This window comes from Halomonas sp. KO116, from assembly GCF_000734975.2.
In the GTDB taxonomy this organism is placed as follows: domain Bacteria; phylum Pseudomonadota; class Gammaproteobacteria; order Pseudomonadales; family Halomonadaceae; genus Vreelandella; species Vreelandella glaciei.
The window spans coordinates 3229495-3252126 of sequence record NZ_CP011052.1 but is presented as its reverse complement, the minus strand read 5'-3'; the positions used below and the strand labels follow the sequence as shown (position 1 = coordinate 3252126).

Below are 22632 nucleotides of genomic sequence, written 5' to 3'. Positions count from 1 at the left end.
GTCACAGACCATATTCTGACTACCTTTATAAGGTAGAGAGGGGAATTTGCTTAATAGGTAGTTTTCAGACACGCATCAAGGAGGTGGTTAACATGGAGACGGCACATGTTTATCGGATGAAGACGGCAGAGCACCGTTGCCCGTTTGGTATGAAAACGGTCGATTTGTTAAAGCGTAAAGGATATGAGGTTGACGATCACCCGTTAACCTCCCGAGATGAAATAGAGGCGTTCAAGGCTCAGGAAAATGTCGATACCACGCCGCAAACCTATATCGGCGATAAGCGTATTGGTGGTTATGAAGAGGTGCGCAAGCATCTTGGGATGAGCGTGCCGAATGCAAAAGAGACCACATATCGACCGGTAATCGCGATTTTTGTTACCGCCTTGCTGATCGGTCTGGCGGTTAGTTGGGTCGCCAATGGTACCTTGTTGGCCGCGCGGATGCCTGAATACGCAGTGGCAACGGCGATGGTGCTGTTGGGGTTACAGAAACTTCAGGATGTAGAGAGCTTCAGCTCTATGTTCCTTAACTACGACCTGCTGGCTCAGCGCTATGTCCCCTATAGTTATGTATATCCTTACGCTGAAACCCTGGCCGGGGTATTAATGCTGGCAGGCGCTTTGATTTGGCTGGCGGCGCCGTTGGCACTGTTTATCGGTACGGTGGGGGCGGTGTCGGTGGTTAAAGCCGTGTACATCGATAAGCGTGAATTGAAATGCGCGTGTGTTGGCGGTAGCAGCAATGTACCACTAGGCTTTATATCGTTAACGGAAAACATTGCAATGATACTGATGGGGCTATGGATGCCGCTTAAAATGTGGTTTTGAGCAGCACTGCCAGAACAACATCACTAGAACCATCCACTAAACGCAAAAGCGCCCTAAACGTGAAGGGCGCTTTTATGTTGTCCAGGCTTTCTAGCGGCTTAATACGGCTAGAAATGATAATTGAGCGATACACCCGTCACGGTCTGCCATTCGCTGCCTAAATCGTCAACGATGGGGCTGTCAGACGCATTGTCAGTCAGGTAGCCGGTGCCAACAAAACCAGTGGCCGACCATTGCGGCGTTAGCGCATAGGTTAGGCTGGTGCTAACCCCTAAACGCCAGGAGCCGCCATCAGGGTTATAGCTGGCAATGCCGCTACGTAGGCTGTCACGTGTAGAAACCCCACTCTTCGTCGGTTAGGCCACATTCGGGGTAAGGGTAAAGAATGTACGCTCATTGAGAGGCAATCGCCAAGCAGTCGATGCTTCCAACTCGGCGCCATCCACATCGCCCGTTACCGGCGTGCTTCCCGCCAAGCTTGGAAGCTTGGCAAGCCGCTTGATAAAATGGCAAACGAACGTTTAATAATAATTTATTTTCTATTAACTAACACAGGTTAAATAAACATACTTCTATAAGGCTCATTGTGTGCTCAGCGAAAGGAAATCGCGAAAAGGAAGACCAAGCAAGGATTGCTTGAGCAGTACAAGGATGCACAAATAGGATATTTGTAGTGTGCGGTTATGGAAGACCTAATAAGGCTCAGCCAAAAATGGTTGAGCTTTATTTTTTTGCTGAAGATAGTAAAAAAATTAATCAATCGTTTGTTTGACTTTTCATGGGTAGCTGGCTAGTTTTAATTGCTTTCCTATAAATATCAGGAATTTAAAATTTTTTATAACCGCTATGCAAGCTTAAGTCAATGACGAATTTGCTTTTTATTGAAAGTTGGATTTACCTAACGTAAGGCCAGTGTTGCTTGGGTCCTTTAATCAAAAATGCCTCAATTTAGAGGGCTATATGTCGTTTTTGTAACATAGCGATGACAGGTTAAGAATAGCCTTAAAGCGCGTAGTCGTCACTAAAAAACACTTAGCTTAGTGTAAAAACTATTTTCTCATTAAATAACCTAGGTTAGGTAAAATCGTCGTTAAAAGGCGCATCCTAATCATCAAGCACAAGGATGTGGTGACAAGGAAGATAGTGCCAGGACGGCTTAAGCTCTCATGGACGCGCAAACAGGATGTTTGTGAGGAAGAAAGATGCGGTAATTAAGCCCTAGCCAGGGAATGGCTGGGGCTTTTTATTCGGTAATAAATGACGTGAAAGTGACAGAATTGTGTATTTTTCATTTATTTTAAATAGCTTGCTAAGAAAAAGGGCAGATGTGTTAGCCATCTACCCCTTCTTTTTTATTAACCAGCCTGCCCATTAACACGCATGGTGATAATAGAGCGTGCTTAGTTCATTCAAGGGCACTTCAACTGCTGTTTGGCAGTTAAGGCAGCGCACCGTCGCCGTGTTTTTCCCTGTGCCTTCTAAACGAAAGCGATTAAAAAATGGTGACTTGGCTGTCTCTGAATTGCCGCAATGACGACAGATGATATCTAATTCATTGACTTTATTGCTGATTATAATGTTTCGCACGCTGACCTCCTACCATTAGGGTTGATGATGGTTCAGGCGTGGTAACCTCCCTGTTGATCCGTGTCGTTACCGACACGGTTTAAGTATAAGTGTCAATTCATATATTCGCCATGCGAAACGTATTGCAAACGTGCATTAAATCGACGCAACAAGGCTGTTTTAATATTAAATCAATATTTTTTTGATTTAATAACCTGGGATAGATAAACACAGCGCTATAACGTCCATTGTGGGCATACACCACAAGGAAGTGGAAACAGGGAAGGCAACGCCAGGAAGGCTAAACGCTCTCAGGGAAGCACAAACAGGATGTTTGTGAAGAAAATCAAGGAAGGTTTGATAAAGCCCCGGCCAAGGAATGGCTGGGGCTTCTTTTTATACGTGTGTTTTATTTTTTCGCTTTTTTCTTGGTTTTCTTACTAGCAGCTTCATTGCTGTTGGCACTGTTTTCCTTACTTTCCTTACTCTCTTTGCTTACCTGGCTCTCTTTGCTGTCATCACCCTCACTGTCGGGCTTGTCGCTGCCCTGGTGGGTCAGTGGGCTCGCTTGGTCTAAGCGTGGATGATTATCCAGGAACTCACGCGGTAGATCCGGCATGGCATCCATTGCCTGCAGGGTATGGGTGAGGGCATGAATAGCTGCCAGCACATCCTGGGTATGGCCGGTTTCCGAGATCGTGTGCATGTTGCGGATAGGGAAGCCGATCGAGGTAGCAGCACTATCGATAGATGCCAACACACCCGCCATACCATCGGTACCGGTGTCCACGCCCACGATATCGCGCTGTAGCGGAATATCCTGCGCTTTAGCGGCTGTCGCGATAATCCGGTTGAGCTGTTCGCTGGCAATCGAACCCACCGCCATGGTGAAGCCCTTGCCCATTTCCAACGGCTGCATGCGCTTGTCGCCGATGCCTGGCGCGCCCACGTAGTCGTGATTGACGTCAACGCCAATCAGCGCATCCGGCTTCATTTCCCCGGCCATCACGCGGCTGCCGAAGCGGCCAATTTCCTCATAGCTGGCAATCGCAAACAGTACGCGCACGTTTTTAGTGCCGCCAGCTTCAGCGATCAAACGCGCCACTTCGGCAGCCACAAAGCAGCCCAGCCCGTTATCCAGGTAAGCACCATAGAACGTATTTGGGCTAAAGCCGGGGCGAATAGGGCGGTCAAAGATAATCGAATCACCAGGGCGCACGCCGAGATTCAACACCTGCTGTTTCTTATTGTCGCCGTGAATCTGTAGATCCAGATAGATCTGCTCTTTCTTGATCCCTTTGCTGCCATCACGCTGGGCAGGGTCAGAGAAGTGGATCGCGCCGAGTGCTTCTACCGTGCCGCCTTCAATGCAGCGATAGCTGCCAGGGGCATCCGGGTCTTCACTGAACAGCTTCACTTCATGGCCGATCAGCACGGTGGGCAGGAAAGAATCGGTGTTGATCCAGATCTTGCCGTCTTCACCAATCGAGCGCACCTGCATACGGATTTTATCCGCATGGCCGATCAGCATGACCTTGAACATATCGTCACGGCCGGGATGGGTGTCCAGCACAACACCGGCGTTGCCCTTGAACTGGTGCAGGTGCCAGCCTTTAGGCGCAAAGCTTTCAAAATGCGGCTTCAACACGCCGTAGGTCATTGCGGCTTCAAGGCCCACGGGGCTAGGCGCAGCAAGAATATCGCGCATCAGTTTGAACTGCGCGTCGGGCATGGGTTGTGTCCAGGGTTTTGCTGTATCACTCATCGTATTGCTCACTTAGTAAGGTGGATGTTCATCGCCTCTAGTCTGCCAGATTCCCACCTCAGGTGTAGAGAAAGCCTCACCGAAAACGCTTATTTGTGGGAAGTCCTCATTCGTGATCACGAATCAGTTGGCACAGGGCGCTGGCGGCGGCGGAAGGGGGGTGTCGTCGGCTCAATATCATGCCCAGCTCGCGACGGATAGTCGGTTCGACCAGTGGGCGGTGTGCAATGCCATCGGTGGCAATCTGGCGAAAGCTGAGTGAGGGCAGCACGCTAATACCCAAGCCCGCCGCCACCATGCGGCCGACGGTAGCGATCTGGCGGGCATCGCACAAGATATCCAGCCGTTCCCCGACGCTCTGCATAATGCGGTCAATATCCTGGCGTGAACTGGAAAGACGATTGATGCCGATAAACGGGTAGGCGGCGAGCTGCCCCCACGCCACTGCCGGTTGTGCCAGCAGTGGGTGCCCGCAAGGGCAAACTGCCACGTAGCTATCTTCGAGCACGGGTTCAAACGTGAGGTCATCTGCGTCACCGGGAGGTACGGAAAGCCCCAGGTCGGCACGGCCTTCGCGCACCATCTGGTTGATCTGTTCGGCCAGCACATCGTGCAGGCTGAGGTTGATACGGGGGTAAGCCTCGTGGAAAAGCCGGATGACCTGCGGGAACAAGCCCGCTGCCAGGGTGGGTAAGGCGGCGATCGTTACCTTGCCGCGCTGCTTGGAAAACTGGTCGTTGAGATCCTCAAAAGCTTCGTTCCAGTCATTTAACAACCGCACGGCAACCGGTAGGAAAGCGTCGCCTTCCGGGGTCAAGACAAGCTGGCGTGATGTGCGGGCAAATAGCGCACCGCCTACGTTCTCTTCCAGTTTGCGTAGTGCAATCGAAATCGCCGGTTGGGAAAGGTGTACTCGCTCGCTGGCCTCCGCAAGGCTGCGCGAGTGGGCGACGGCAATAAAAACGCGCAACTGCTGGATGCTTGGATTCATTTAGAAAGTAAAACATAAATTAAAAACTATTCAATACCCAAAATAATAGTCGGACGCTATTATTTTCAGTAGAAGCTATATGCGAATGGTTTTTTAAGAGGTGCTTATGGTTTGAGTTGGAGGAAGAAGAACATCAGTATGACTTTATAATCAACAAAAACAACGCTTTGAGGAATAAATATGAAAAGTAATGTGATAGTCAACTTTTATGCTGTTGGATTCATTGGCTTGTTTATATTAGGCTCTACTTTAGTTCAAGCAAAAGAGGAGAATGATTTATCTTGGCTAAGATTTATTAGTGAAAAAAGTTATGATGGTAAAAGTAACGACTTGGTGACAGCGGGACTTGGCATAGAGGCAATGGAAAATGGGGTTGTCCCTCAATTTTCAGATTCTTTAGTACCGACTTCGGAAGAGTTAAGGCGTAACTCTATTTTTACTAAAGGCACAGCTGGTTTTGGAGTCATTTATGGGCCCAATGTCGACGCGTCTACGGGGAGCCTTGTAAATAATGAGCTGATAGCTGGCTCCGAAATTATGGCCTATGCCGATAACGGCAGCGGGGACGAGAACGTTTCTCTGCTCCTACAGGTGCCGAAACGTTTTGATTGGGAAACGCCATGCGTCCTCGCGGTACCAGTAGCTGGTTCTGCAAGTCTGTTTCGTGATATTGCGACCATTGGCTACTGGGGGCTGCAAAAGAATTGTGCAGTTACCTATACAGATAAAGGATTGGGTAATGGGTTTCATGATCTTGAGAACGATACCGTGACGCGGTTTGACGGTATTCGATTAACAGCACAAGATGCCGGGATAGACTCTCTTTTTACAGCCGATATTGCTGACGATCAGCGTCACAGTTTTTTGAATAATTACCCCCATAGAATTGCATTTAAACATGCGCACTCTCGGCAGAATCCTGATGCTTCCTGGGGGCGGGATGTACTACGCTCCATACAGTTTGCTCTTTTTCAGTTAAATCGGTTAAGACCTAGCCCGGATTTCTCACAGGGTATAAAAGAAAGCGGCTGAAAGTGCTATGATTTCAAGAACCTAACCAATCCATCAAGCACCAACAGCCGCTTCCAAAATGGTACCTGAAAAGCTGACCTTCTCGCCACTCTCACGCCGCCAAATTGAAGCCGACTTCTCCGGGGGCCACATTACGTCGGACGCCGGATTACTCCTGCTTCGTGAAGTCGATAAACAGCATCGCCTGACACGCCGCTTGGCCGCCGTGCTTCATGATCCCCGCGCACCGGAACAGGTTCGTCATAAGCTCGACACTTTGGTTCGTCAGCGGGTGTTCGGTGTCGCCGCTGGCTATGAAGATTTCAACGACCATGAGGCCCTGCGCTATGATCAGGCCCTTCAGACAGCGCTCGGTGAAGAGGATACGCTGGCAGGCAAGTCGACGCTGTGCCGGGTGGAGCAGAACGCCGATCGGCAAGCAATAGTGAAGGCCCATGAGTTGCTGTGGCATCACTTCATTGAACAGCATGACGAACCACCAAAGGAGATCGTGCTGGACTTTGATGGCACCGACATCCCCGTGCATGGCGAGCAACCCGGCAAGTTCTTTAACCGTTATTACGATCACCACTGCTACTTCCCACTGTATGTCTTCTGTGGGCGCCACTTACTGGTGAGCTATCTGCGCACCAGTGACCGCAGCGACAGCCGCCATAGCTGGGCGATCCTCGCCTTACTGGTACGCTTTATCCGTCAATACTGGCCCGATACGCGCATCGTGTTACGAGGTGATAGCCACTTTTGTCGTCCCCGGATGCTGAACTGGTGTGATCGGCATCACGTCGACTACATCGTGGGAATCGCCAAGAACAGCCGGCTGCTCAAGGAAGTGGACGTCCCCATGATGCTGGTGCGCAAGACCCAATGGCAGGTGGGAGGGAAAGTAGCGGGGACGTTCCGCTTCCAGTATCAAGCCCACTCCTGGAAATACTCACGCTGGGTGGTGGCCCGCCTAGAAGAAGGCGAGTTAGGCTCTAATCCCCGGTTTATCATCAGTTCCCGTTACGATGATGGCTTCAAGCTTTACTACGAGCAGTACTGTGCCCGGGGTGACATGGAGAACCGGATCAAGGATCAACAACTGAGCCTGTTTGCTGACCGGACCTCCAGCACGCACTGGTGGGCCAATCAGTGGCGGCTGATCTTGTCGGGCTTCGCTTATACGCTGTTCGAGCGGTTACGGACTTATCTGAAGCACACGCCCTTCGCGCGCATGAGTCCGAGCAACCTGAGGCTCAAGCTCATCAAAGTAGGCGCGGTCATCATCCGCAATACGCGTCGAATCCGAGTACTCATGAGTGACAGCTACCCCTATAAAACGGCGCTATCCGATCTCGTCAGGCGGTTGGTTCCTAACTGACTGCTCGGGCGCCCCCGGCCCGAAGCAATGGGGGAAAGGGGGAAGTGTGTCTGAACGCCGGAAAGTGGTTAAAAAGTAGCCGATGTAAGTCGAGCCAGTAGGTGTTTAGCGGTGTTACAGCCTGAGTGCGGTACTGGCTGAGGTACTATGAGAAATCCAGGCTAGTGAAACCGACGATCTGGACGCTGCTAATACCATGGTAATTGTCGCCGGTAATTCAAATGGTGGCGGCGCTGCTTTATATGCCGGAGAAAATGACAGGGAAGGTTTGATAGACGGGATTGTGGCGGCCCAGCCGCAGGTGCAGCTCCGGCCTGATGATCGTGTTTCAGTCGTTCGGGGCGAGCGAACGATAGAGGGAACGGGACGCTCTCTTATGGATTACTTTACCTATGCGATTCTTTATCAACCTTGTGCGGCAATAGCGACGCCTAACGCACCAATGAGGCAGGCTATTACTCAGGCAGAACAGCGTTGTCATAGTTTAAAAGAACGCGGGCTATTGCAGGCCGAAACGCTACCAGCACAAGGACTTGAGGCACTGGAGAAATTGCAAATGTACGGCTGGGAACCCGAGTCGGACATGTTGCACGCATCACATTATGCAATAGCACCTACCGCCACTGCAGTTAAATATGCAAGCTCCCATGGCCGCTTTGGGGTAGAAGAGCGTCTATGTGGTTATAGCTTTGCCTCTGTTAATGAGCAAGGCACGCCTCAACCAGTGCCGAAGAACGAGCTAGCAGTTATTTTTGCGACTGCGTCAGGCGGTGCTCCTGTCGGTTCAATTGACATCGTTAATGATGAAAACCCAAGCGGCCCCATGAAGGATGCGCTGTCTCACTCTCCAAGTAATGGTAAGCAGGACTACAATTTGGATGGCGCTCTTTGTTTACGCGAATTAGTGGTGGGCAACTCTGAAAATGCCTTGCGTGTACAGGCGGGCATTGCGGAAGTTCAAGGCAGTGCTGACTTGGGTGGCACCAGTACTATCATTGTGCATGGTCGATCTGATGCGCGTGTACCCGTGGGTTTTACTTCGCGTCCTTATCTGGCGCTCAATTCCTTAACAGATCACCAGCCTAATGTTCACTTCTACGAGCTAACCAACGTTGAGCATTTTGGAGCTAGGCTGCCTGGCTATGCTGAGAATTTTGTACCGATTCAGCCGTATCATATAGATGCTCTAGAAATAATGTATGCGCACCTTCGACATGGCACGCCACTTCCACCCAGCCAGGTGATTAGACCCATGCCTGGAGAAGATGGCGAATTCGATAGCGCGCATTTCCCCCCTATTCTTATGGAACCCCATCCCAGCGATACCATTCGTGCCAGCATGGGGCGAGTAGAAATTCCTGATTAGCAACTAAGCCATTTCTTAAAAGCACTAAAGAAGCACAGCAGGTTTGTTTTATAAAATAAAACAAAACCAAAAAAATATTCAATATACAAAATCAACCCTTAACATCATGCTTGATTTATCGCGATTCGATGAGTTGCGATCACCGTTTTACATAAAAAAACCGCTCTACAATAACAATAGCTCGCCTTGCGAGCTTCGGAGACACGATGAAAACGCTACTTACCGCCATGGTGGCAAGCGCCGCGGTGCTGGCTGCTGCCACTTCCCATGCCGATGAGCGCCTGCTGATTGGTTCTACCTCCAGCTCCTCCAGCCACTACAGCTACTTTGTTGCGGTTAATCAGATCATCAACAACCAGGTCGAAGGTGTGAGTTCTTCTGTCGCTGAAACCGGCGCTACGGTAGATAACCTGCGTCGTTTGGGGCGCGATCAGATTGATATGGGGCTGGTAACGACCAATACCGGCTATCACGCCTACGCCGGTGAGGAAGATTTTGAAGGCCATCCAGTGGATAACCGCCTGCTGTGGGTCTACACCGTGGCGCCCCAAAACGCAGTGATGCGCCAGGATGCCAACGTCGCCACCTTCGCTGATTTGGATGGGGTGCGTTTCAACCCCGGCATCACCGGCTCAGCCACTGAGAAAACCACTGAAGCAGTGATGCGTACCCTCGGCATAGAGCCGGATTACGTGCGTGGTTCCACCACCGATATGGTCGACGCCATGAAGGATGGCCGGGTGATGGGCTCGGTGAAATCGGGCGTCGGCGAGCGTCTGGATGGCTCCTCTATGGATATCGCGACATTTACCCCCATTAGCGTGCTGTCTCTCGATGACGCGCAGGCCGACACGCTGCGCAGCGAAATGCCCGACGTGGCGATTGTCGATGTGCCCGAAGGTGCCGCAGAAGGTATCCCCGCCTATACCACCTGGGCGTTTGGGGTTGCCGTACATGCGCACCCGGATATGGATGAAGAGACCGCCTATCAAATCGTCAAAGCCGTGATGGAAAACCCCGAACCGCAGGTTAACGCCTTTGCCGCGATGAAAGATGCCGATATGGCGAAGATGACCCTGGAAGTTGGCACCGTCCCGCTACATGCTGGTGCGGCGCGCTATTTCGAAGAGCAGGGGTATGACATCCCTGATGCTTTGCAGCCTGTCCAGTAAGGCCATTCGGAGAAGATGATCATGCGCGAGACAGTCACCAAAGGCTTGGCGCTGCTGTTGGGCGGTCTAATCCTTTATACCTCCGCCACTGGGCCGTTTGAGAGCTTGATTCAGCGGAGTATCTTTCTCGCGCTGGTCATCCTGCTAGGGCTTGCCGTCTACCCATTAGGGGAGGGCAAGCGCTGGCGGCCGCTGGGCATCGCCATTGATGTCGTACTTGGAGTAGGTGTGTTAGGCGCCTGCGGCTATGTGGCACTTAACCATGAGCAAATCCTGGTGGAGCTCCCCTGGGCTACGCCCCGCGACATGTTGCTAACCGGCGTGCTGTTAGTGGCGATTTTGGAGCTTTCGCGACGCGCTATCGGGGCTATTTTCCCACTGCTGGTAGTAGCGGGGTTAGCCTACGCGTGGTTCGGGGCCGCGATTCCAGGGCCGCTCGGCCACCGGGGTTTTGATCTCTACTACATGACCGAAACCATCTACCTGGGTGATCTAGGCGTGTGGGGCATGCTGGTCGGCGTTGCCGCCACCACCATTGCGGCTTTCGTGCTTTTCGGCTGTTTGCTACTGCACACCGGGGGCGGCAATACCTTTATGGATTTGGCGCTGCGTATTAGCGGCCGTTCGCCGGGCGGTGCAGCCAAAGTAGCCACGGTAGCCTCCGGGCTGTTTGGTATGGTCAGTGGCAGCGCGGTGGCCAATGTCGCCACGACGGGCAATTTCACCATTCCCATGATGAAACGCTTGAACTACCCAAGCCCGTTTGCGGCTGGGGTAGAAGCGGTCGCCTCCACCGGCGGTCAAATCGCACCGCCGATCCTGGGCGCTGCGGCATTTATCATGGCGGAAATTCTCGGTGAGAGTTACCTGCGTATCGCCTTGGCGGCCTTGCTGCCGGCGATACTTTTCTACCTGGGTGTGTTTGTCACGATTCACCTGGTGGCCAAGCGCCGTCAGTTGCAGGTGGTACCCGATGACGAGCTGCCCAGCTGGTCAGACGTGATACGCGCTGAACGGATCATTCCCATTCTGGCTGCGTTGGGTGGGCTGTTTTACGGTGTGCTTAGCGGCCGTTCGATTCAGATGTCCGCTTTTTACGGCATCCTGATGACCGTGCTGACCTTTGTACCCTTTGCGCTAATGGCCAAGATGCCGTTGCGCGAGATTCTCGGCAAGCTGGTGGCGGGCTTGGTCGATGCCGGTAAAGGCATGGTGATTATCGGCGTGCTGCTGGCTGGGGCGCAGATTCTGGTGGCGATGATTGGCATGACCGGCATCGGCGTAACGCTGGCGAGCTTGATCGTCACGGTCGGTGGAGAGTCCCTTTTCCTGGTCGCCTTTATCGTTGGCGGCGTCTGTCTGATTCTGGGCATGGGTATTCCGACCACGGCAGCGTATGTACTCGTCGCCTCCGTATTGGCTCCGGCGCTTACCACCATCGGTGTTGAGCCACTGATTGCCCACTTGTTCGTTTTCTACTTCGCGACACTTTCAGTCATTACACCGCCTGTCTGTATTGCGGTATTCGTGGCCTCAGGCATTGCCGACACCAACTGGCTGCCTGCCGCCGTCGAATCGGTGCGTTTGGCAGCGGCGATCTATGTCATTCCTTTCCTGCTGCTGATCTACCCAGCCCTGGCGGGGTTTGGGACTCCCCTGGAGATCGTCTTGGCCAGTTGTCAGGGTGTCGTGTTCGTGATGGCCTTCGCCGCGCTGATGTCTCGGGTCGCCATGACGGGTAAGCGCGTGATTGATGTGGTGGCGCTGATCGCGGTGATTGGGCTTGCGCTGACGCCAGGCTGGCTGACCACGCTGGCAGCGCTCGCCTTGATCATTGGGCTATTTATACGCCGCCGCTCGCTGCTGGATGACGAGCCGGTAGTTGCCTCCGGCGACCACCACTCCCTTCAGGCTAAGGAGACACATTTATGAGTTTTTTACTGGGCAGCGGGGCAGGCTTTTCCGGTGACCGTACCGATGCGGCCGTGGCGGTGGTGGCAGAGTTGATCAAGCGACAGCAACCCTCTGCCTTGGTATTCGAAACCCTGGGTGAGCGGACATTGGCGGCCGCCCACCGGGCGATGCGTGAGGACCCCGAAAGCGGGTTTGAACCGCTGCTGGACGAGCTGCTGGCGCCAGTGCTTCGCGATTGCCTGGATCACGGCATTAAAATTCTAGGCAACTTCGGTGCAGCGAACCCTGGTGGCGCGTGCCAGGTCATTGCGGAGCTAGCCGCACAGCTTGGTCGTCCAGAGGTGCGGATTGCCCAGGTGCATGGCGATGATATCCGCCAGCAACTGCATGGCCTGGACTTGCAGCGTTGGGAGGCCGAACGGTTGGAGATGCCGGGCGATGACGCCTTGATTTCCGCCAATGTCTACCTGGGCGCCAAGGCACTGGCCGAAGCGTTAGCCATGCAAGCCGATGTCGTGGTCACCGGGCGGGTAGCCGATCCGGCACTGTTCTTAGCCCCGCTGATGCACCACTTCGATTGGCGTTGGGATGATTGGGACCGCCTGGCTTGCGGCATGATGGCCGGACACCTGGCCGAGTGTGGCGCCCAGGTAAGCGGCGGCTACTTTGCCGACCCAGGTTTTAAAGACGTACCAGGCCTCGCCACGGTGGGCTATCCGATTATTGAAGTGGAGCAGGATGGCAGCCTAATCATCACCAAGCCTGCCAATACCGGCGGCTGTGTTACCGAGCAAACGGTGAAAGAGCAGCTGCTCTATGAGGTCCATGACCCAGCCAATTACCTGACCCCGGATGTCACGGTGGATCTTACCCACGCCGAGGTCCGCCAGCTCTCACCTAACCGCGTAGCGGTAACGGGGATTCGCGGCAAGCCCGCCCCCGAACGGCTAAAGACCACCGTCTGCTACGAAGGGGGGTGGCAGGGTGAAGCAGAAATTTCCTATGCCGGGCCCAATGCGCTAGCAAGAGCCCAGCTTGCCGCCCAGGTACTGCGTGAGCGGTTGGTATTTCGCGCCCCGGCTGAGCTGCGGATCCGCTTGGATATCATTGGCCTCGCCAGCGTATTCGATAGTGATAGCGGCGAGCTTCAGCGTAGCGCTTCAACGTCTGTCAGCGGCGATTACCGGCTGCGGTTGGCAGCGGAGCACAGCGAGCGGCGCTGGGTAGCCCGCGCCACCCAAGAGCTACTGGCGCTTTACTGTGCCGGGCCTGCCGGCGGCGGCGGGGTGCGACGTCAGTTTCAACGGCGGGTATTTACCGCCTCATATCTGGTCAAGCGTAGCGACATTTATGCCCATGCCACGCTATTTGAGTCGCCGACCCAGGAAGCCCACAGGAGCGAACGCTATGCTGCAAGCTGAACCCACACAAACGTCAATGCGTGCGCCCGCCTCGATCTCTCTTCACCAGCTGGCGCACGCCCGTGCGGGGGATAAAGGCGAACGCCTCAACGTGGCGCTGTTTGCCTATGAGGCGGATCACTACGCCACCTTGCTGGAACAGGTCACCGAAGAACGAGTGCTGGCGCTATTCTCCCATCGCGGCGCTAGTCGGGTGCGGCGCTACCCTCTACCTAACTTGGCAGGCATGAACTTCGTGATCGATGATGTGCTTCAAGGTGGCGTTAACGGGGCACTCAATCTGGATGGCCATGGCAAAACGCTGTCGTTTTTGTTGTTAAGCCTGGAGGTTCACCTCTAGCCAGTTTTTTAACCACGCACTCGACCTAGGTGGTCATGACGCGCTGCTCAAAACGCCCTACTATGCATGGACTTGCATGCGAGCTAATCAATATAGCGATAGCTAATATAATAAAAGTGGTGTTTAAGGAGCAGCCCGATGACCGCAGCAACGCTAGGTTCCCAGCGCTTTAGAGTGCTATTGGCGGGCGTTTTCAGCCAGGTATTGTGTGTGGGTATCGCCCGCTTTGCCTATACGCCGTTGCTGCCAGTCATGCAGCAGCAAACCTGGATGGGGGACGCCGATGGTGGCTGGCTGGCGGCGCTCAACTACGCGGGCTATATGCTGGGGGCGGTGTTGGCCGCCACTATCCGCAGTCTCTATATCAAAGACCTCCTATTTCGCTGTGGGTTAATCCTGGCAGTGCTTACTACCGCGGGCATGGCGCTCACCGAGCACTTCTGGGTATGGGCGGGGCTGCGTTTTCTGGCGGGTCTTTCCAGCAGTGGCTCAATGTTGCTAGCGTCCGGGTTGATTCTTCACTGGCTGATGCAACACCGTCAGCGCGGCGAGCTGGGCATCCACTTTGCAGGTTTGGGCATTGGTATGGTGGTGGTCTCCGTCGCGGTTGAAATGATGCTGCAGCTTTCGTTTAGCTGGCAGACCCAGTGGTGGGGCTTTAGCCTGCTGGGCGCAGCTCTACTCGTGCCCGCGTGGCAGTGGTTGCCGCGCCCGGAGAAACCGGTCGTCGGTGCTCCCGCGGCTAACAGCCAACCCGCGATGCCGCCCACACGCACCTTTATGCGCTGGATGCTGGCTGCCTATTTTTGCGCCGGTTATGGCTATGTGATCAGCGCTACCTTTCTTGTCGCGATTGTCGAGCGTGAGCCGCTGCTGGCGGGGCTGGGTAACTGGACCTTTGCCCTGGCTGGTTTAGCCGCTGCCCCGGCGGTGATGCTGTGGGATCTAGTCGCCCGCCGCGTCGGTTACCTGGGGGCGCTGATTATTGCCATGTGCATTCAGGTAGTGGGCATTCTACTGCCTGCGATTACCGCGAATGCAGCGGCGGTGTTGCTCAGCGCCGTGCTCTACGGCGGTACCTTCCTCGGCTGCGTCAGTCTGGTGCTAACCATGGCAGGGCGGCTTTATCCTTCAAGCCCAGCGCGGTTAATGGGGCAGATGACCCTGGCCTACGGCGTTGCCCAGATATGCGCCCCGGCCTTGACCGGCATGCTGGCCGAAGCCTCTGGCAATTACAGCCTAGGGCTTTGGTTGGCAGGCGGCTTTGTGGCCCTCGGCGCCGTGCTGCTGGTCTGTTTGCGCCGGGTGGATCAAACCGCCCAGCGTCTGGATGCTGCCGCCAAGGCCGCCGTATACGCCTAGACGCTGTTGGGCATTGCCCGCAAAATCCTATAGGATGAGCGCCTTTTTCTGACAGGGTAACTGGGCAAATGACCTCTTCTGGGCAACCTCGCACCCAGTGGCTAGGCCGCTGGGGGTTTATGTTGGCAGCAACCGGTTCGGCGGTTGGGCTGGGCAATATCTGGAAATTCCCCTATATCACCGGGGAGTTCGGCGGCGGTGCCTTCGTACTGGTGTACCTGGCCTGTATTTTTGCCGTGGGTGTGCCGGTCATGATGACCGAGATCGCCTTTGGACGGCGCGGCCAGGGCAGCCCAGTGGATGCCATTCGCCGCGTGGTCAATGAATCAGGCCGCTCGTCGGTGTGGTCGCTGATTGGCTGGATGGCCATGCTCTGCGGCTTTATGGTGCTGTCGTTTTACGTCGTTGTGGCAGGCTGGTCGTTCTCGTATCTGTGGAAGATGCTGACCGGTGGCCTGTCCGGTAGCAGCGTTAACGATATGGCCGCTGTCTTTGGGGCCAACAACGCTAATCCGCTGAATCTCGGTTTCTGGAGTACCTTGGTGACGCTGCTCACCATGCTAATTGTGGGCAAGGGTGTACAGAAGGGGATCGAGAGGAGTGTCAGTTGGATGATGCCGGGCTTGGTCATCATGCTGGTGATCCTGATTGGCTTTGGCCTGTTTTCCGGTGGCTTTGGTGCGGCGGTTAACTTCCTGTTCTCGTTTAACGCGGGCAGCCTCTCCAGCGAAGGGCTGCTGGCAGCGCTGGGGCATGCCTTCTTTACCCTCTCGCTGGCCTCGGGGGCGATCCTTACCTACGGCAGCTATTTACCCAAAGGTGCCTCGATTGGTCGCACCACGGTTAGTGTGGCCGTGGCGGATACGGTCGTGGCGTTGATGGCGGGGCTGGCGATCTTTCCGGTGATCTTCGCCAACGGCATGGACCCCGGCGAAGGCCCAGGGCTTATTTTCATGAGCCTGCCCCTGGCCTTCCAGGCGATGCCGCTGGGGACGCTGTTTGGCATTTTGTTCTTCCTGATGCTCTCCATGGCCGCGTTGACCTCTGCCATTTCCATGGTCGAGGCGACGGTTTCCTGGCTGTGCGATAACAAAGGCATTTCGCGCCCGGCAGCCGCTTGGGGCACGGGCATTGTGCTGTGGTTGATTAGCACCCTGGCGATGCTGTCATTCAATCTGGGCGCGGATTGGACGCTGGCAGGCAAGACCTTTTTCGACTGGCTGGATTACCTGACCTCACGCTGGATGATGCCGCTGGGTGGCCTGGGCATGGTGCTGCTGGCGGGCTTTGTATTGAAAAGCGACACCTTCCGCGATGAACTCGGGCTGTCGCCGCTGCCTTATGCACTATGGCTGGCCATGGTGCGCTACGTTAGCCCGCTCGGCATTGTGGTGATTTTTGTCGATGCGCTGGGGGTTTATCAGGTCTCGTTTGCAGCGCACTGGCCGTGGCTGCTGGCGATACTGGTGGTTATGGTGACGCTTGGGGAAACCCTAAGCCCGCGGCTGCGTCACGCGCTAAAAACGGCGTAATCCGCTACGGCATCTATCCTTTACGGTGCCTGACCTGATAGCAAACGCCGCTGCTGTGCTTTTATATCTTCATTGCGCAGCGGCGTTTGGCAGGTTGCAAACACCTCGGCTAAGAATTTTTTGCGCGAACCCCGGTAGGTGCCGCTAAGCAGCGCCGCCTGGGTGAGCGTATTAAGCAGTGTTTGGCGCGCAGGGGCAGGCAACTGGGCGTAGTCGCGCAGGGCAATGGGCCAATCTACCTCCAGTGCTTGCGGCTTACCCGTTAGGCTGTCCAGTAGGCGAGCCAACAGCAACACCAGGTTCGGGTGAGGGTGCTGATTGCGCATGATAAGTTCGCCCACCCCCTGGGCTACCAGACGCCGGGTATGCTCATCGCTGTCAGCCAGCGTTTTCATTAAGTGTTTCACCAGGGCAGGGCCACGCGCCTGCAAATAGGCTTCTTGAATAATACGTGCGGCAATCCAAGCATTCCACGCCGCGTACAGCGGCCCGGTTAAAACGGGTAGAAAACCGCGTAGCGTCAGTCGGCCTAATAATCGACGCAGCAGTAGGCGCAGCAGAAAGCTGCTCAAGCTGATTTTTAAGCGGTAAAGCAGCGATCTAAAAGTTAATCTCCAGCCGTGCAGATAGGCGTGAGGGTCTACGCCATAGATAAGACTACCGGGGCTGGGGTATTCCAAGGCCGCTCGGGAAACACCGTGAACAGTCAACTGAATGTCGGGCTCCAGTGCGTCCGTTTGCCCATAATGTAGACCCGCTAAGCGCGTTATATTCGCTACGCCACGCAGCGCATTCCAGTACAAAAAGCCAATTTCCAGCGCGGTAATAGTACCTGCAACGGCCAGGTAGCCCGCCCAGTAGGGAAGCTGCTCCCGCAGGCTCATGGCTTCCCAGTGGCCAGTGGCAAATTCGCGCATAAACCACTCGGCGCCACCAATCAGCGTGCCGGAAATCATGCCAGCTAGCGCTGCCCAAGCAATGATCCAGCGCCGTGCACGCTTAAGTGCATGTGGATCGGGTGAATCAAGTGCCGGCTGACGGCGTAAATAGCCCTGTACATAGCGGCTGGCCCAACGTTGCGCTAAGCCAGGGGCAGGAGCGTACTCTTTATCTGGCCGATTGAGAGGCATGAGGACGGCGTTTCCTACGCATTTGGCCTCTTAGGGTAGCGGTTACGTCCGCGAAGTACACGCATCGATAGCGCCGGGGTGAGTGCCCACTTTCATCAGCTCATCCCAACGCGTGGTAAAGCGGTTGGAACGGTGAGCACAGCGTAGCTGCCAGGCAGCAGGCGCGTCGGTCATGCCAAAGCTGATGGTGCCTTGCCCCATGCGCTGATTGATCTGATCGACTGTGGCCATCAAGAAGGGGTGACGCTCACGGGCCGGGGGATGCAGCAGCGAAAGCTGATGCTGCTCGGCGTCCACCAAGTCGAGCAGCATCACGCCCGCTTTCATAAATCGAAAGCGAGGACGGTGAATCTGCTCAAGCCCCTGGCGTACGGCATCAAGAATCACCCGCGTATCGTCGCTGGCCGAGGGTAGAGGGATCAGTGCCTGAGGAAAATACTGCGGCTGGTCGCGGCGGTGGCGGTTGGTATTGAGAAATACCATCACCGCACGGGCCATGCTGCCCTGTTCACGCAGTTTCTCAGCGCTACGCTGGGCATGGTGGCGCAACGCGTTGTGCACCTCGGCAAACACGCCGGTCGGTTGGCCGAACGAGCGCGAGGTCATAATGCGCTGGCGCGGCTGCTCCAACGCGTTCATTTCCAGGCAAGAAGTACCACGCAGTTCAAGCGCTGTGCGAGCCAGCATCACCGAAAAGCGCTTGCGCAGCAGTTTTTCATCGCTTTCGCGTAAATCCCAGGCGGTATTGATGCCGCCAATCGCCAAGCGCTCAGCAAGCCGACGACCGACTCCCCACACACTGCCCACCGGGGAGCGCTTTAGCAGCGCTTCCGTGGTGTGGTCCTGCCCGCTTAATAAGCAAACGCCTTCGTAGCGGGGGTCTTGCTTGGCAAGGTGGTTAGCCAGCTTGGCGAGTGTATGGGTAGGGGCAAGCCCCACGCACACCGGCAATCCTAAATGACGACGAATACGCTGACGCAGCTTGCGCCCCAGTGCTTCACACTGCTCGGTGGTGAAACCTTCTAAATAGACGAACATTTCATCAATGGAGTAGGGCGCAATCTCTGGGCAGGCATCACGCAGCAGTTGGGCCAGCCGTGCGGACATATCACCATAAAGCTCATAGTTGGAAGAGAGCAGGTGGATCTCGCCACGCTGGCGCAGCCCTTCGAGTTTGAAGGCGGGCGTACCCATGGGAATATCCAGCGCCTTCAACTCGGCGGAACGCGCAATCACACAACCGTCATTGTTGGACATCACGCCAACAGGTCTACCTTCCAGCTTATGCTGAAATACCCGCTCGCAGCTGACATAGAAGTTATTGGCGTCGACCAGGCCAATCATCGTACGTACTCATGGATAACGGCGCGCACCACGCCCCATAGCTGACAGTCGCTGCCCTCAAGAGGCAAGGGCGGGTAGTGGGGATGGGTGGAGCAGAGGTGGGGCGTTCCCTGGTAAAGCGCGTAGCGTTTGATCAACGCTTCGCCCTCCAGCATAGCGACCAGAATGTGGCCCAAGCGAGGCTCGATACCGCGGTCGACGATAAGCAGGTCGCCCTCAAAAATCCCCCACCCCTCCATGCTGTTACCGGTAGCGGTGACATAAAACGTCTGGGTAGGGTTTTTAACCAGCCGGGTATTGAGATCCAGCGTGCACGGCTCGTAATCCTGCGCAGGCGAAGGAAAACCACTAAAGCCAGCGCGGCCCAAAAAGGTTAAATACGGCAGCGGCTGGGCGCTTAACGGCAAGGCGGGGGTAAAATGAGAAGACTGGCCCGGCATTGTCGGCATCCTGACTCTTAAAGTGTTGTATGAATATACAGTATTTTTCAGAGTGAAGGAAAATGCAAATGGGCGGATAGTGTTGAGATTGCTTCACTGCGTTCGCAATGACAAAGAAGAGGCTATTCGGAATGACACCGAAAAGCGTTATTGCCCAATCGGTCAACCTTTGCTGACTCGCACAACATGAAGCACGCTCATGCACGACCTGACGCGGATGCGATGAAAGTAGTGACAGGCTGCGTTATGATACCGGCCTCGCTTCTTCCATGATGATCCTTTCTCGTTACGAGGTTCCCGCCGATGTTCAGCCGTGATATGTCAATTGCCGGATTCGATGATGTGCTGTTTGATGCCATGCAGAAAGAAGTGGCGCGCCAGGAAGCCCACATCGAACTGATTGCTTCCGAAAACTACGCCAGCCCCCGCGTACTCGAAGCCCAGGGCAGCCAGCTGACCAATAAATACGCCGAAGGTTACCCCGGCAAGCGTTACTACGGCGGTTGTGAATTCGTCGATATCGCTGAAAACCTAGCGATTGATTACGCCAAAGAGCTGTTCGGCGCTACCTATGTCAACGTACAGCCCCATTCGGGCTCGCAAGCCAACAGCGCCGTTTTTCAGGCACTGGTTAAGCCAGGCGACACCATTCTAGGCATGAGCCTGGATGCTGGCGGTCACCTGACTCACGGCGCCAAGCCGAGCTTTTCGGGCAAGCACTACAATGCCATTCAGTACGGCCTCAATGACCAAGAGCTGATCGATTACGACCAAGTGGCCCAGCTTGCTCGTGAGCACAAGCCCAAAATGATCATTGCCGGTTTCTCTGCCTATTCGCAAATTGTGGATTGGGCCAAGTTTCGCGAAATCGCCGATGAAGTGGGCGCTTACTTACTGGTCGATATGGCGCACGTCTCAGGCTTGGTAGCGGCGGGTGTTTACCCGAGCCCCTTGCCCCATGCGCACGTGGTCACGTCTACCACCCATAAAACGCTGCGCGGCCCGCGTAGTGGTGTGATTCTCTCGGCAGAAAACGACGCGGATATCGAGAAGAAGCTGCAGTCGGCGGTATTCCCCGGTGGCCAGGGCGGCCCCTTGATGCACGTGATTGCTGCCAAGGCAGTTTGCTTCAAAGAAGCCATGGCGCCTGAGTTCAAAACCTACCAGCAGCAGGTGGTGAAAAACGCCAAGGCCATGGCCAAGGTGTTTATCGACCGCGGTTACGACATCGTCTCCGGCGGCACTGAAGACCACCTGTTCCTGCTCTCGCTGATCAAGCAGGGCGTAACCGGTAAAGACGCCGATGCGGCGCTTGGCCGTGCCCACATCACCGTCAACAAGAACGCCGTTCCTAACGACCCGCAAAGCCCGTTCGTCACCTCCGGCCTGCGTATTGGCACGCCGGCAGTCACCACACGCGGTTTCGGCGAAGAAGAGTGTACCCAGCTGGCTGGCTGGATCTGCGACATTCTGGACGTCCTGGCCAAAGGCGAAGACACCAGCGCCATTGAAGCGAAGGTGCTGGATAAAGTGGCTGACGTCTGCGCACGGCTGCCTGTTTATAAGTAGTCGCTATAGCGATTCTCCTGGCTAAGGACAGCCCAAAAAACGGGTGACCCATGCGGGCCACCCGTTTTTTGTCTCTGTTGTGGTAGCGCATAAAAAAACCCGCCGGGGGAGGCGGGCATGAAAGGGCTTGGTTCACTGCAGCCCACTGGCATCAGGTGAGGGGTATACAAGACCACCAGTGGTTACAATTTGAGTATAGCTATTTATGAGGCGTTGCCAAGTACTGTCTCAGTTTTTTAAAGTTTTGTCTCATTTTTTTAATGGGTATCGGTGCGACAGTGCACTATTGTGTTCCATGCATTATTTTGGTGCATTCAGGCTGCTTCCTTTTGGTGCTTGGGAGTGTGGTGCGCCATAAAAATCTAAAAATCCCCGGTAACCCCCTGCTAAAGCTACACTTCTCTGATTTGGCTTATAACTTGCTATCCTTTTCATAGCCAACTACTCGTTGGTCATCGCCATAGGGCATCGCAGGCTACTGTCTTGACGATGTGCTAAGACCGAATAGAGGTAGTGCCATGCCGGAATCCAATCATTTTTCAGCGCCGCTTTCTCCGTCGCCTTCTCCGTCACCATCGCCGGTAGACCCAGCGTTTCAGCCGCGTCTGGTAGTGACCGATTTAGATGGCTCGCTGCTGGATCACCATAGTTATGACTTTAGTCCCGCCGCGCCGTGGCTTGCTCGTTTAAAACAAATGGGTGTGCCGGTCATTCCGGTCACCAGTAAAACCCGTGCGGAGTTGATTCCGCTGCGCGAAGCGTTGGGCCTGACGGGTACGCCTTTTATCGCTGAGAATGGAGCGGTGATTGGCCTGCCGCCAGGTTGGTGCCATGCGCGGTTAGACCGCCCTGGTAGCGGTCGCGATGGCGTTGTGATTAAACACCCAGGGGTGGATGTTGGCTTTATTCGTGCGCGCTTAAAGGTGTGGCGCGAGCGCCTGGGGTTTCAATTTACCCGAATGGGTGAGCTGAGTGTGCAGGACGTCATGGAGCTGACTGGATTGGACGAGCCCCGCGCCCGTGATGCGCGGCAGCGGGAAGGCAGTGAGCCGTTGTTATGGAAAGACAGTGACTCAGCATTAGAGACGTTTCGTGCTGCTCTGGAGGGGGATGGCCTACAGCTAACGCAAGGCGGGCGTTTTTGGCATGTCATGGGGCGCTCGGCGGATAAAGGCAGTGCAGTAGAGTGGTTAGTGAAACGTTTTACGGCATTAAGAGGCCGCACGCCTCTCTCGTTAGGGCTGGGTGATGGACCGAACGATATCTCTATGCTTGAAGCGGTTGATCAAGCCGTCGTCATCCGCGGTTGTCACAACTTAGTCGTAGAGCCGCGTAATACTTCGCTATATCGCACGGAAGCAACAGGGCCGACCGGCTGGGCAGAGGGGGTTGCCCACTGGTGGGGGCGAGACGACCGCCGTTTAGCGACGGCGGAGAAAGATGATGCTGTTGTTATTTGAGAACAGTTCGGTATTTGAGAACCGTTCCATGAATCCAG

Annotated in this window: 18 protein-coding genes; 12 read left to right on the top strand and 6 right to left on the bottom strand. The window is 54.9% G+C overall.

Annotation, left to right across the window (positions count from 1 at the left end; translation table 11 throughout):
- Positions 1–92: 92 nt before the first annotated feature.
- Positions 93–830: a MauE/DoxX family redox-associated membrane protein gene (locus KO116_RS14965; RefSeq protein ID WP_035559742.1), complete on the top strand. Its 738-nt coding sequence runs from the start codon at positions 93–95 to the stop codon at positions 828–830.
- A 107-nt stretch (positions 831–937) separates the two neighbouring features.
- Here KO116_RS14965 and KO116_RS25850 read toward each other — a convergent pair whose 3' ends face one another.
- The 3 genes from KO116_RS25850 to KO116_RS14955 form a co-directional block, all read right to left on the bottom strand.
- Positions 938–1141, bottom strand: a complete 204-nt coding sequence (locus KO116_RS25850) for a MipA/OmpV family protein (RefSeq protein ID WP_235272567.1) — start codon at positions 1139–1141, stop codon at positions 938–940.
- Positions 1142–2805: 1664 nt separating this feature from the next.
- Positions 2806–4161 (bottom strand): M20/M25/M40 family metallo-hydrolase, encoded by a 1356-nt coding sequence (locus KO116_RS14960; protein ID WP_035559739.1) that lies wholly within the window; start codon positions 4159–4161, stop codon positions 2806–2808.
- A 106-nt stretch (positions 4162–4267) separates the two neighbouring features.
- Positions 4268–5152, bottom strand: a complete 885-nt coding sequence (locus KO116_RS14955) for a LysR family transcriptional regulator (RefSeq protein ID WP_035559735.1) — start codon at positions 5150–5152, stop codon at positions 4268–4270.
- A gap of 180 nt (positions 5153–5332) precedes the next feature.
- On the opposite strand from KO116_RS14955, the gene KO116_RS14950 reads away from it, so the two are divergent.
- From KO116_RS14950 to KO116_RS14910, 9 genes are all read left to right on the top strand, one after another.
- Entirely contained in the window at positions 5333–6184 is an 852-nt protein-coding gene (locus KO116_RS14950) for a 3-hydroxybutyrate oligomer hydrolase family protein (RefSeq protein ID WP_052703776.1), read from the top strand.
- Between the two features lie 58 nt (positions 6185–6242).
- On the top strand, positions 6243–7544 hold the full coding sequence (locus KO116_RS14945; protein WP_035565795.1) for an IS1380 family transposase: 1302 nt from the start codon (positions 6243–6245) through the stop codon (positions 7542–7544).
- A 196-nt stretch (positions 7545–7740) separates the two neighbouring features.
- A complete protein-coding gene (locus tag KO116_RS14940) occupies positions 7741–8910 on the top strand; it encodes a 3-hydroxybutyrate oligomer hydrolase family protein (RefSeq protein WP_052703775.1) in 1170 nt (389 codons plus the stop codon).
- Positions 8911–9116: 206 nt separating this feature from the next.
- Positions 9117–10082 (top strand): TAXI family TRAP transporter solute-binding subunit, encoded by a 966-nt coding sequence (locus KO116_RS14935; protein ID WP_035555335.1) that lies wholly within the window; start codon positions 9117–9119, stop codon positions 10080–10082.
- 21 nt (positions 10083–10103) lie between these two features.
- Positions 10104–12014 (top strand): TRAP transporter permease, encoded by a 1911-nt coding sequence (locus tag KO116_RS14930; protein ID WP_235272401.1) that lies wholly within the window; start codon positions 10104–10106, stop codon positions 12012–12014.
- Positions 12011–13417, top strand: coding sequence for an acyclic terpene utilization AtuA family protein (locus KO116_RS14925; RefSeq protein ID WP_035555340.1), 1407 nt, complete (start codon positions 12011–12013; stop codon positions 13415–13417). The genes KO116_RS14930 and KO116_RS14925 overlap by 4 nt, the downstream gene beginning before the upstream one ends.
- Entirely contained in the window at positions 13404–13757 is a 354-nt protein-coding gene (locus KO116_RS14920; protein WP_008957250.1) for an AtuA-related protein, read from the top strand. Before KO116_RS14925 ends, KO116_RS14920 begins: the two co-directional genes overlap by 14 nt.
- Positions 13758–13895: 138 nt before the next feature.
- The gene (locus KO116_RS14915; RefSeq protein WP_035555343.1) at positions 13896–15119 is read left to right on the top strand and encodes a YbfB/YjiJ family MFS transporter; all 1224 of its coding nucleotides are present in this window, start codon (positions 13896–13898) and stop codon (positions 15117–15119) included.
- 68 nt (positions 15120–15187) lie between these two features.
- Positions 15188–16651, top strand: coding sequence for a sodium-dependent transporter (locus KO116_RS14910; protein WP_035555346.1), 1464 nt, complete (start codon positions 15188–15190; stop codon positions 16649–16651).
- 20 nt (positions 16652–16671) lie between these two features.
- Here the strand turns inward: KO116_RS14910 and KO116_RS14905 are convergent, their stop codons facing one another.
- The 3 genes from KO116_RS14905 to KO116_RS14895 are packed head-to-tail and all read right to left on the bottom strand — an operon-like array spanning position 16672 to position 19565.
- Positions 16672–17781, bottom strand: a complete 1110-nt coding sequence (locus KO116_RS14905) for an LBF_2804 family protein (RefSeq protein WP_035555349.1) — start codon at positions 17779–17781, stop codon at positions 16672–16674.
- Between the two features lie 42 nt (positions 17782–17823).
- Positions 17824–19125: a Y-family DNA polymerase gene (locus tag KO116_RS14900; protein WP_035555352.1), complete on the bottom strand. Its 1302-nt coding sequence runs from the start codon at positions 19123–19125 to the stop codon at positions 17824–17826.
- Entirely contained in the window at positions 19122–19565 is a 444-nt protein-coding gene (locus tag KO116_RS14895) for a LexA family protein (RefSeq protein ID WP_008957245.1), read from the bottom strand. The genes KO116_RS14900 and KO116_RS14895 overlap by 4 nt, the downstream gene beginning before the upstream one ends.
- Before the next feature lie 303 nt (positions 19566–19868).
- Here KO116_RS14895 and glyA point away from each other — a divergent pair, with 303 nt between their 5' ends.
- Positions 19869–21134: a serine hydroxymethyltransferase gene (gene glyA / locus KO116_RS14890; RefSeq protein WP_035555357.1), complete on the top strand. Its 1266-nt coding sequence runs from the start codon at positions 19869–19871 to the stop codon at positions 21132–21134.
- 518 nt (positions 21135–21652) lie between these two features.
- Positions 21653–22594 (top strand): HAD-IIB family hydrolase, encoded by a 942-nt coding sequence (locus KO116_RS14885; protein ID WP_035555360.1) that lies wholly within the window; start codon positions 21653–21655, stop codon positions 22592–22594.
- Positions 22595–22632: the final 38 nt, after the last annotated feature.

What these genes read in the sequence shown, in the direction of transcription:
- KO116_RS14965 (WP_035559742.1), top strand. Translation starts at nt 93, where the DNA reads ATGGAGACGGCACATGTTTATCGGATGAAGACGGCAGAGCACCGTTGC.
- KO116_RS14960 (WP_035559739.1), bottom strand. Translation starts at nt 4,161, where the DNA reads ATGAGTGATACAGCAAAACCCTGGACACAACCCATGCCCGACGCGCAG.
- KO116_RS14955 (WP_035559735.1), bottom strand. Translation starts at nt 5,152, where the DNA reads ATGAATCCAAGCATCCAGCAGTTGCGCGTTTTTATTGCCGTCGCCCAC.
- KO116_RS14950 (WP_052703776.1), top strand. Translation starts at nt 5,333, where the DNA reads ATGAAAAGTAATGTGATAGTCAACTTTTATGCTGTTGGATTCATTGGC.
- KO116_RS14945 (WP_035565795.1), top strand. Translation starts at nt 6,243, where the DNA reads ATGGTACCTGAAAAGCTGACCTTCTCGCCACTCTCACGCCGCCAAATT.
- KO116_RS14940 (WP_052703775.1), top strand. Translation starts at nt 7,741, where the DNA reads ATGGTAATTGTCGCCGGTAATTCAAATGGTGGCGGCGCTGCTTTATAT.
- KO116_RS14935 (WP_035555335.1), top strand. Translation starts at nt 9,117, where the DNA reads ATGAAAACGCTACTTACCGCCATGGTGGCAAGCGCCGCGGTGCTGGCT.
- KO116_RS14930 (WP_235272401.1), top strand. Translation starts at nt 10,104, where the DNA reads ATGCGCGAGACAGTCACCAAAGGCTTGGCGCTGCTGTTGGGCGGTCTA.
- KO116_RS14925 (WP_035555340.1), top strand. Translation starts at nt 12,011, where the DNA reads ATGAGTTTTTTACTGGGCAGCGGGGCAGGCTTTTCCGGTGACCGTACC.
- KO116_RS14920 (WP_008957250.1), top strand. Translation starts at nt 13,404, where the DNA reads ATGCTGCAAGCTGAACCCACACAAACGTCAATGCGTGCGCCCGCCTCG.
- KO116_RS14915 (WP_035555343.1), top strand. Translation starts at nt 13,896, where the DNA reads ATGACCGCAGCAACGCTAGGTTCCCAGCGCTTTAGAGTGCTATTGGCG.
- KO116_RS14910 (WP_035555346.1), top strand. Translation starts at nt 15,188, where the DNA reads ATGACCTCTTCTGGGCAACCTCGCACCCAGTGGCTAGGCCGCTGGGGG.
- KO116_RS14905 (WP_035555349.1), bottom strand. Translation starts at nt 17,781, where the DNA reads ATGCCTCTCAATCGGCCAGATAAAGAGTACGCTCCTGCCCCTGGCTTA.
- KO116_RS14900 (WP_035555352.1), bottom strand. Translation starts at nt 19,125, where the DNA reads ATGATTGGCCTGGTCGACGCCAATAACTTCTATGTCAGCTGCGAGCGG.
- KO116_RS14895 (WP_008957245.1), bottom strand. Translation starts at nt 19,565, where the DNA reads ATGCCGGGCCAGTCTTCTCATTTTACCCCCGCCTTGCCGTTAAGCGCC.
- glyA (WP_035555357.1), top strand. Translation starts at nt 19,869, where the DNA reads ATGTTCAGCCGTGATATGTCAATTGCCGGATTCGATGATGTGCTGTTT.
- KO116_RS14885 (WP_035555360.1), top strand. Translation starts at nt 21,653, where the DNA reads ATGCCGGAATCCAATCATTTTTCAGCGCCGCTTTCTCCGTCGCCTTCT.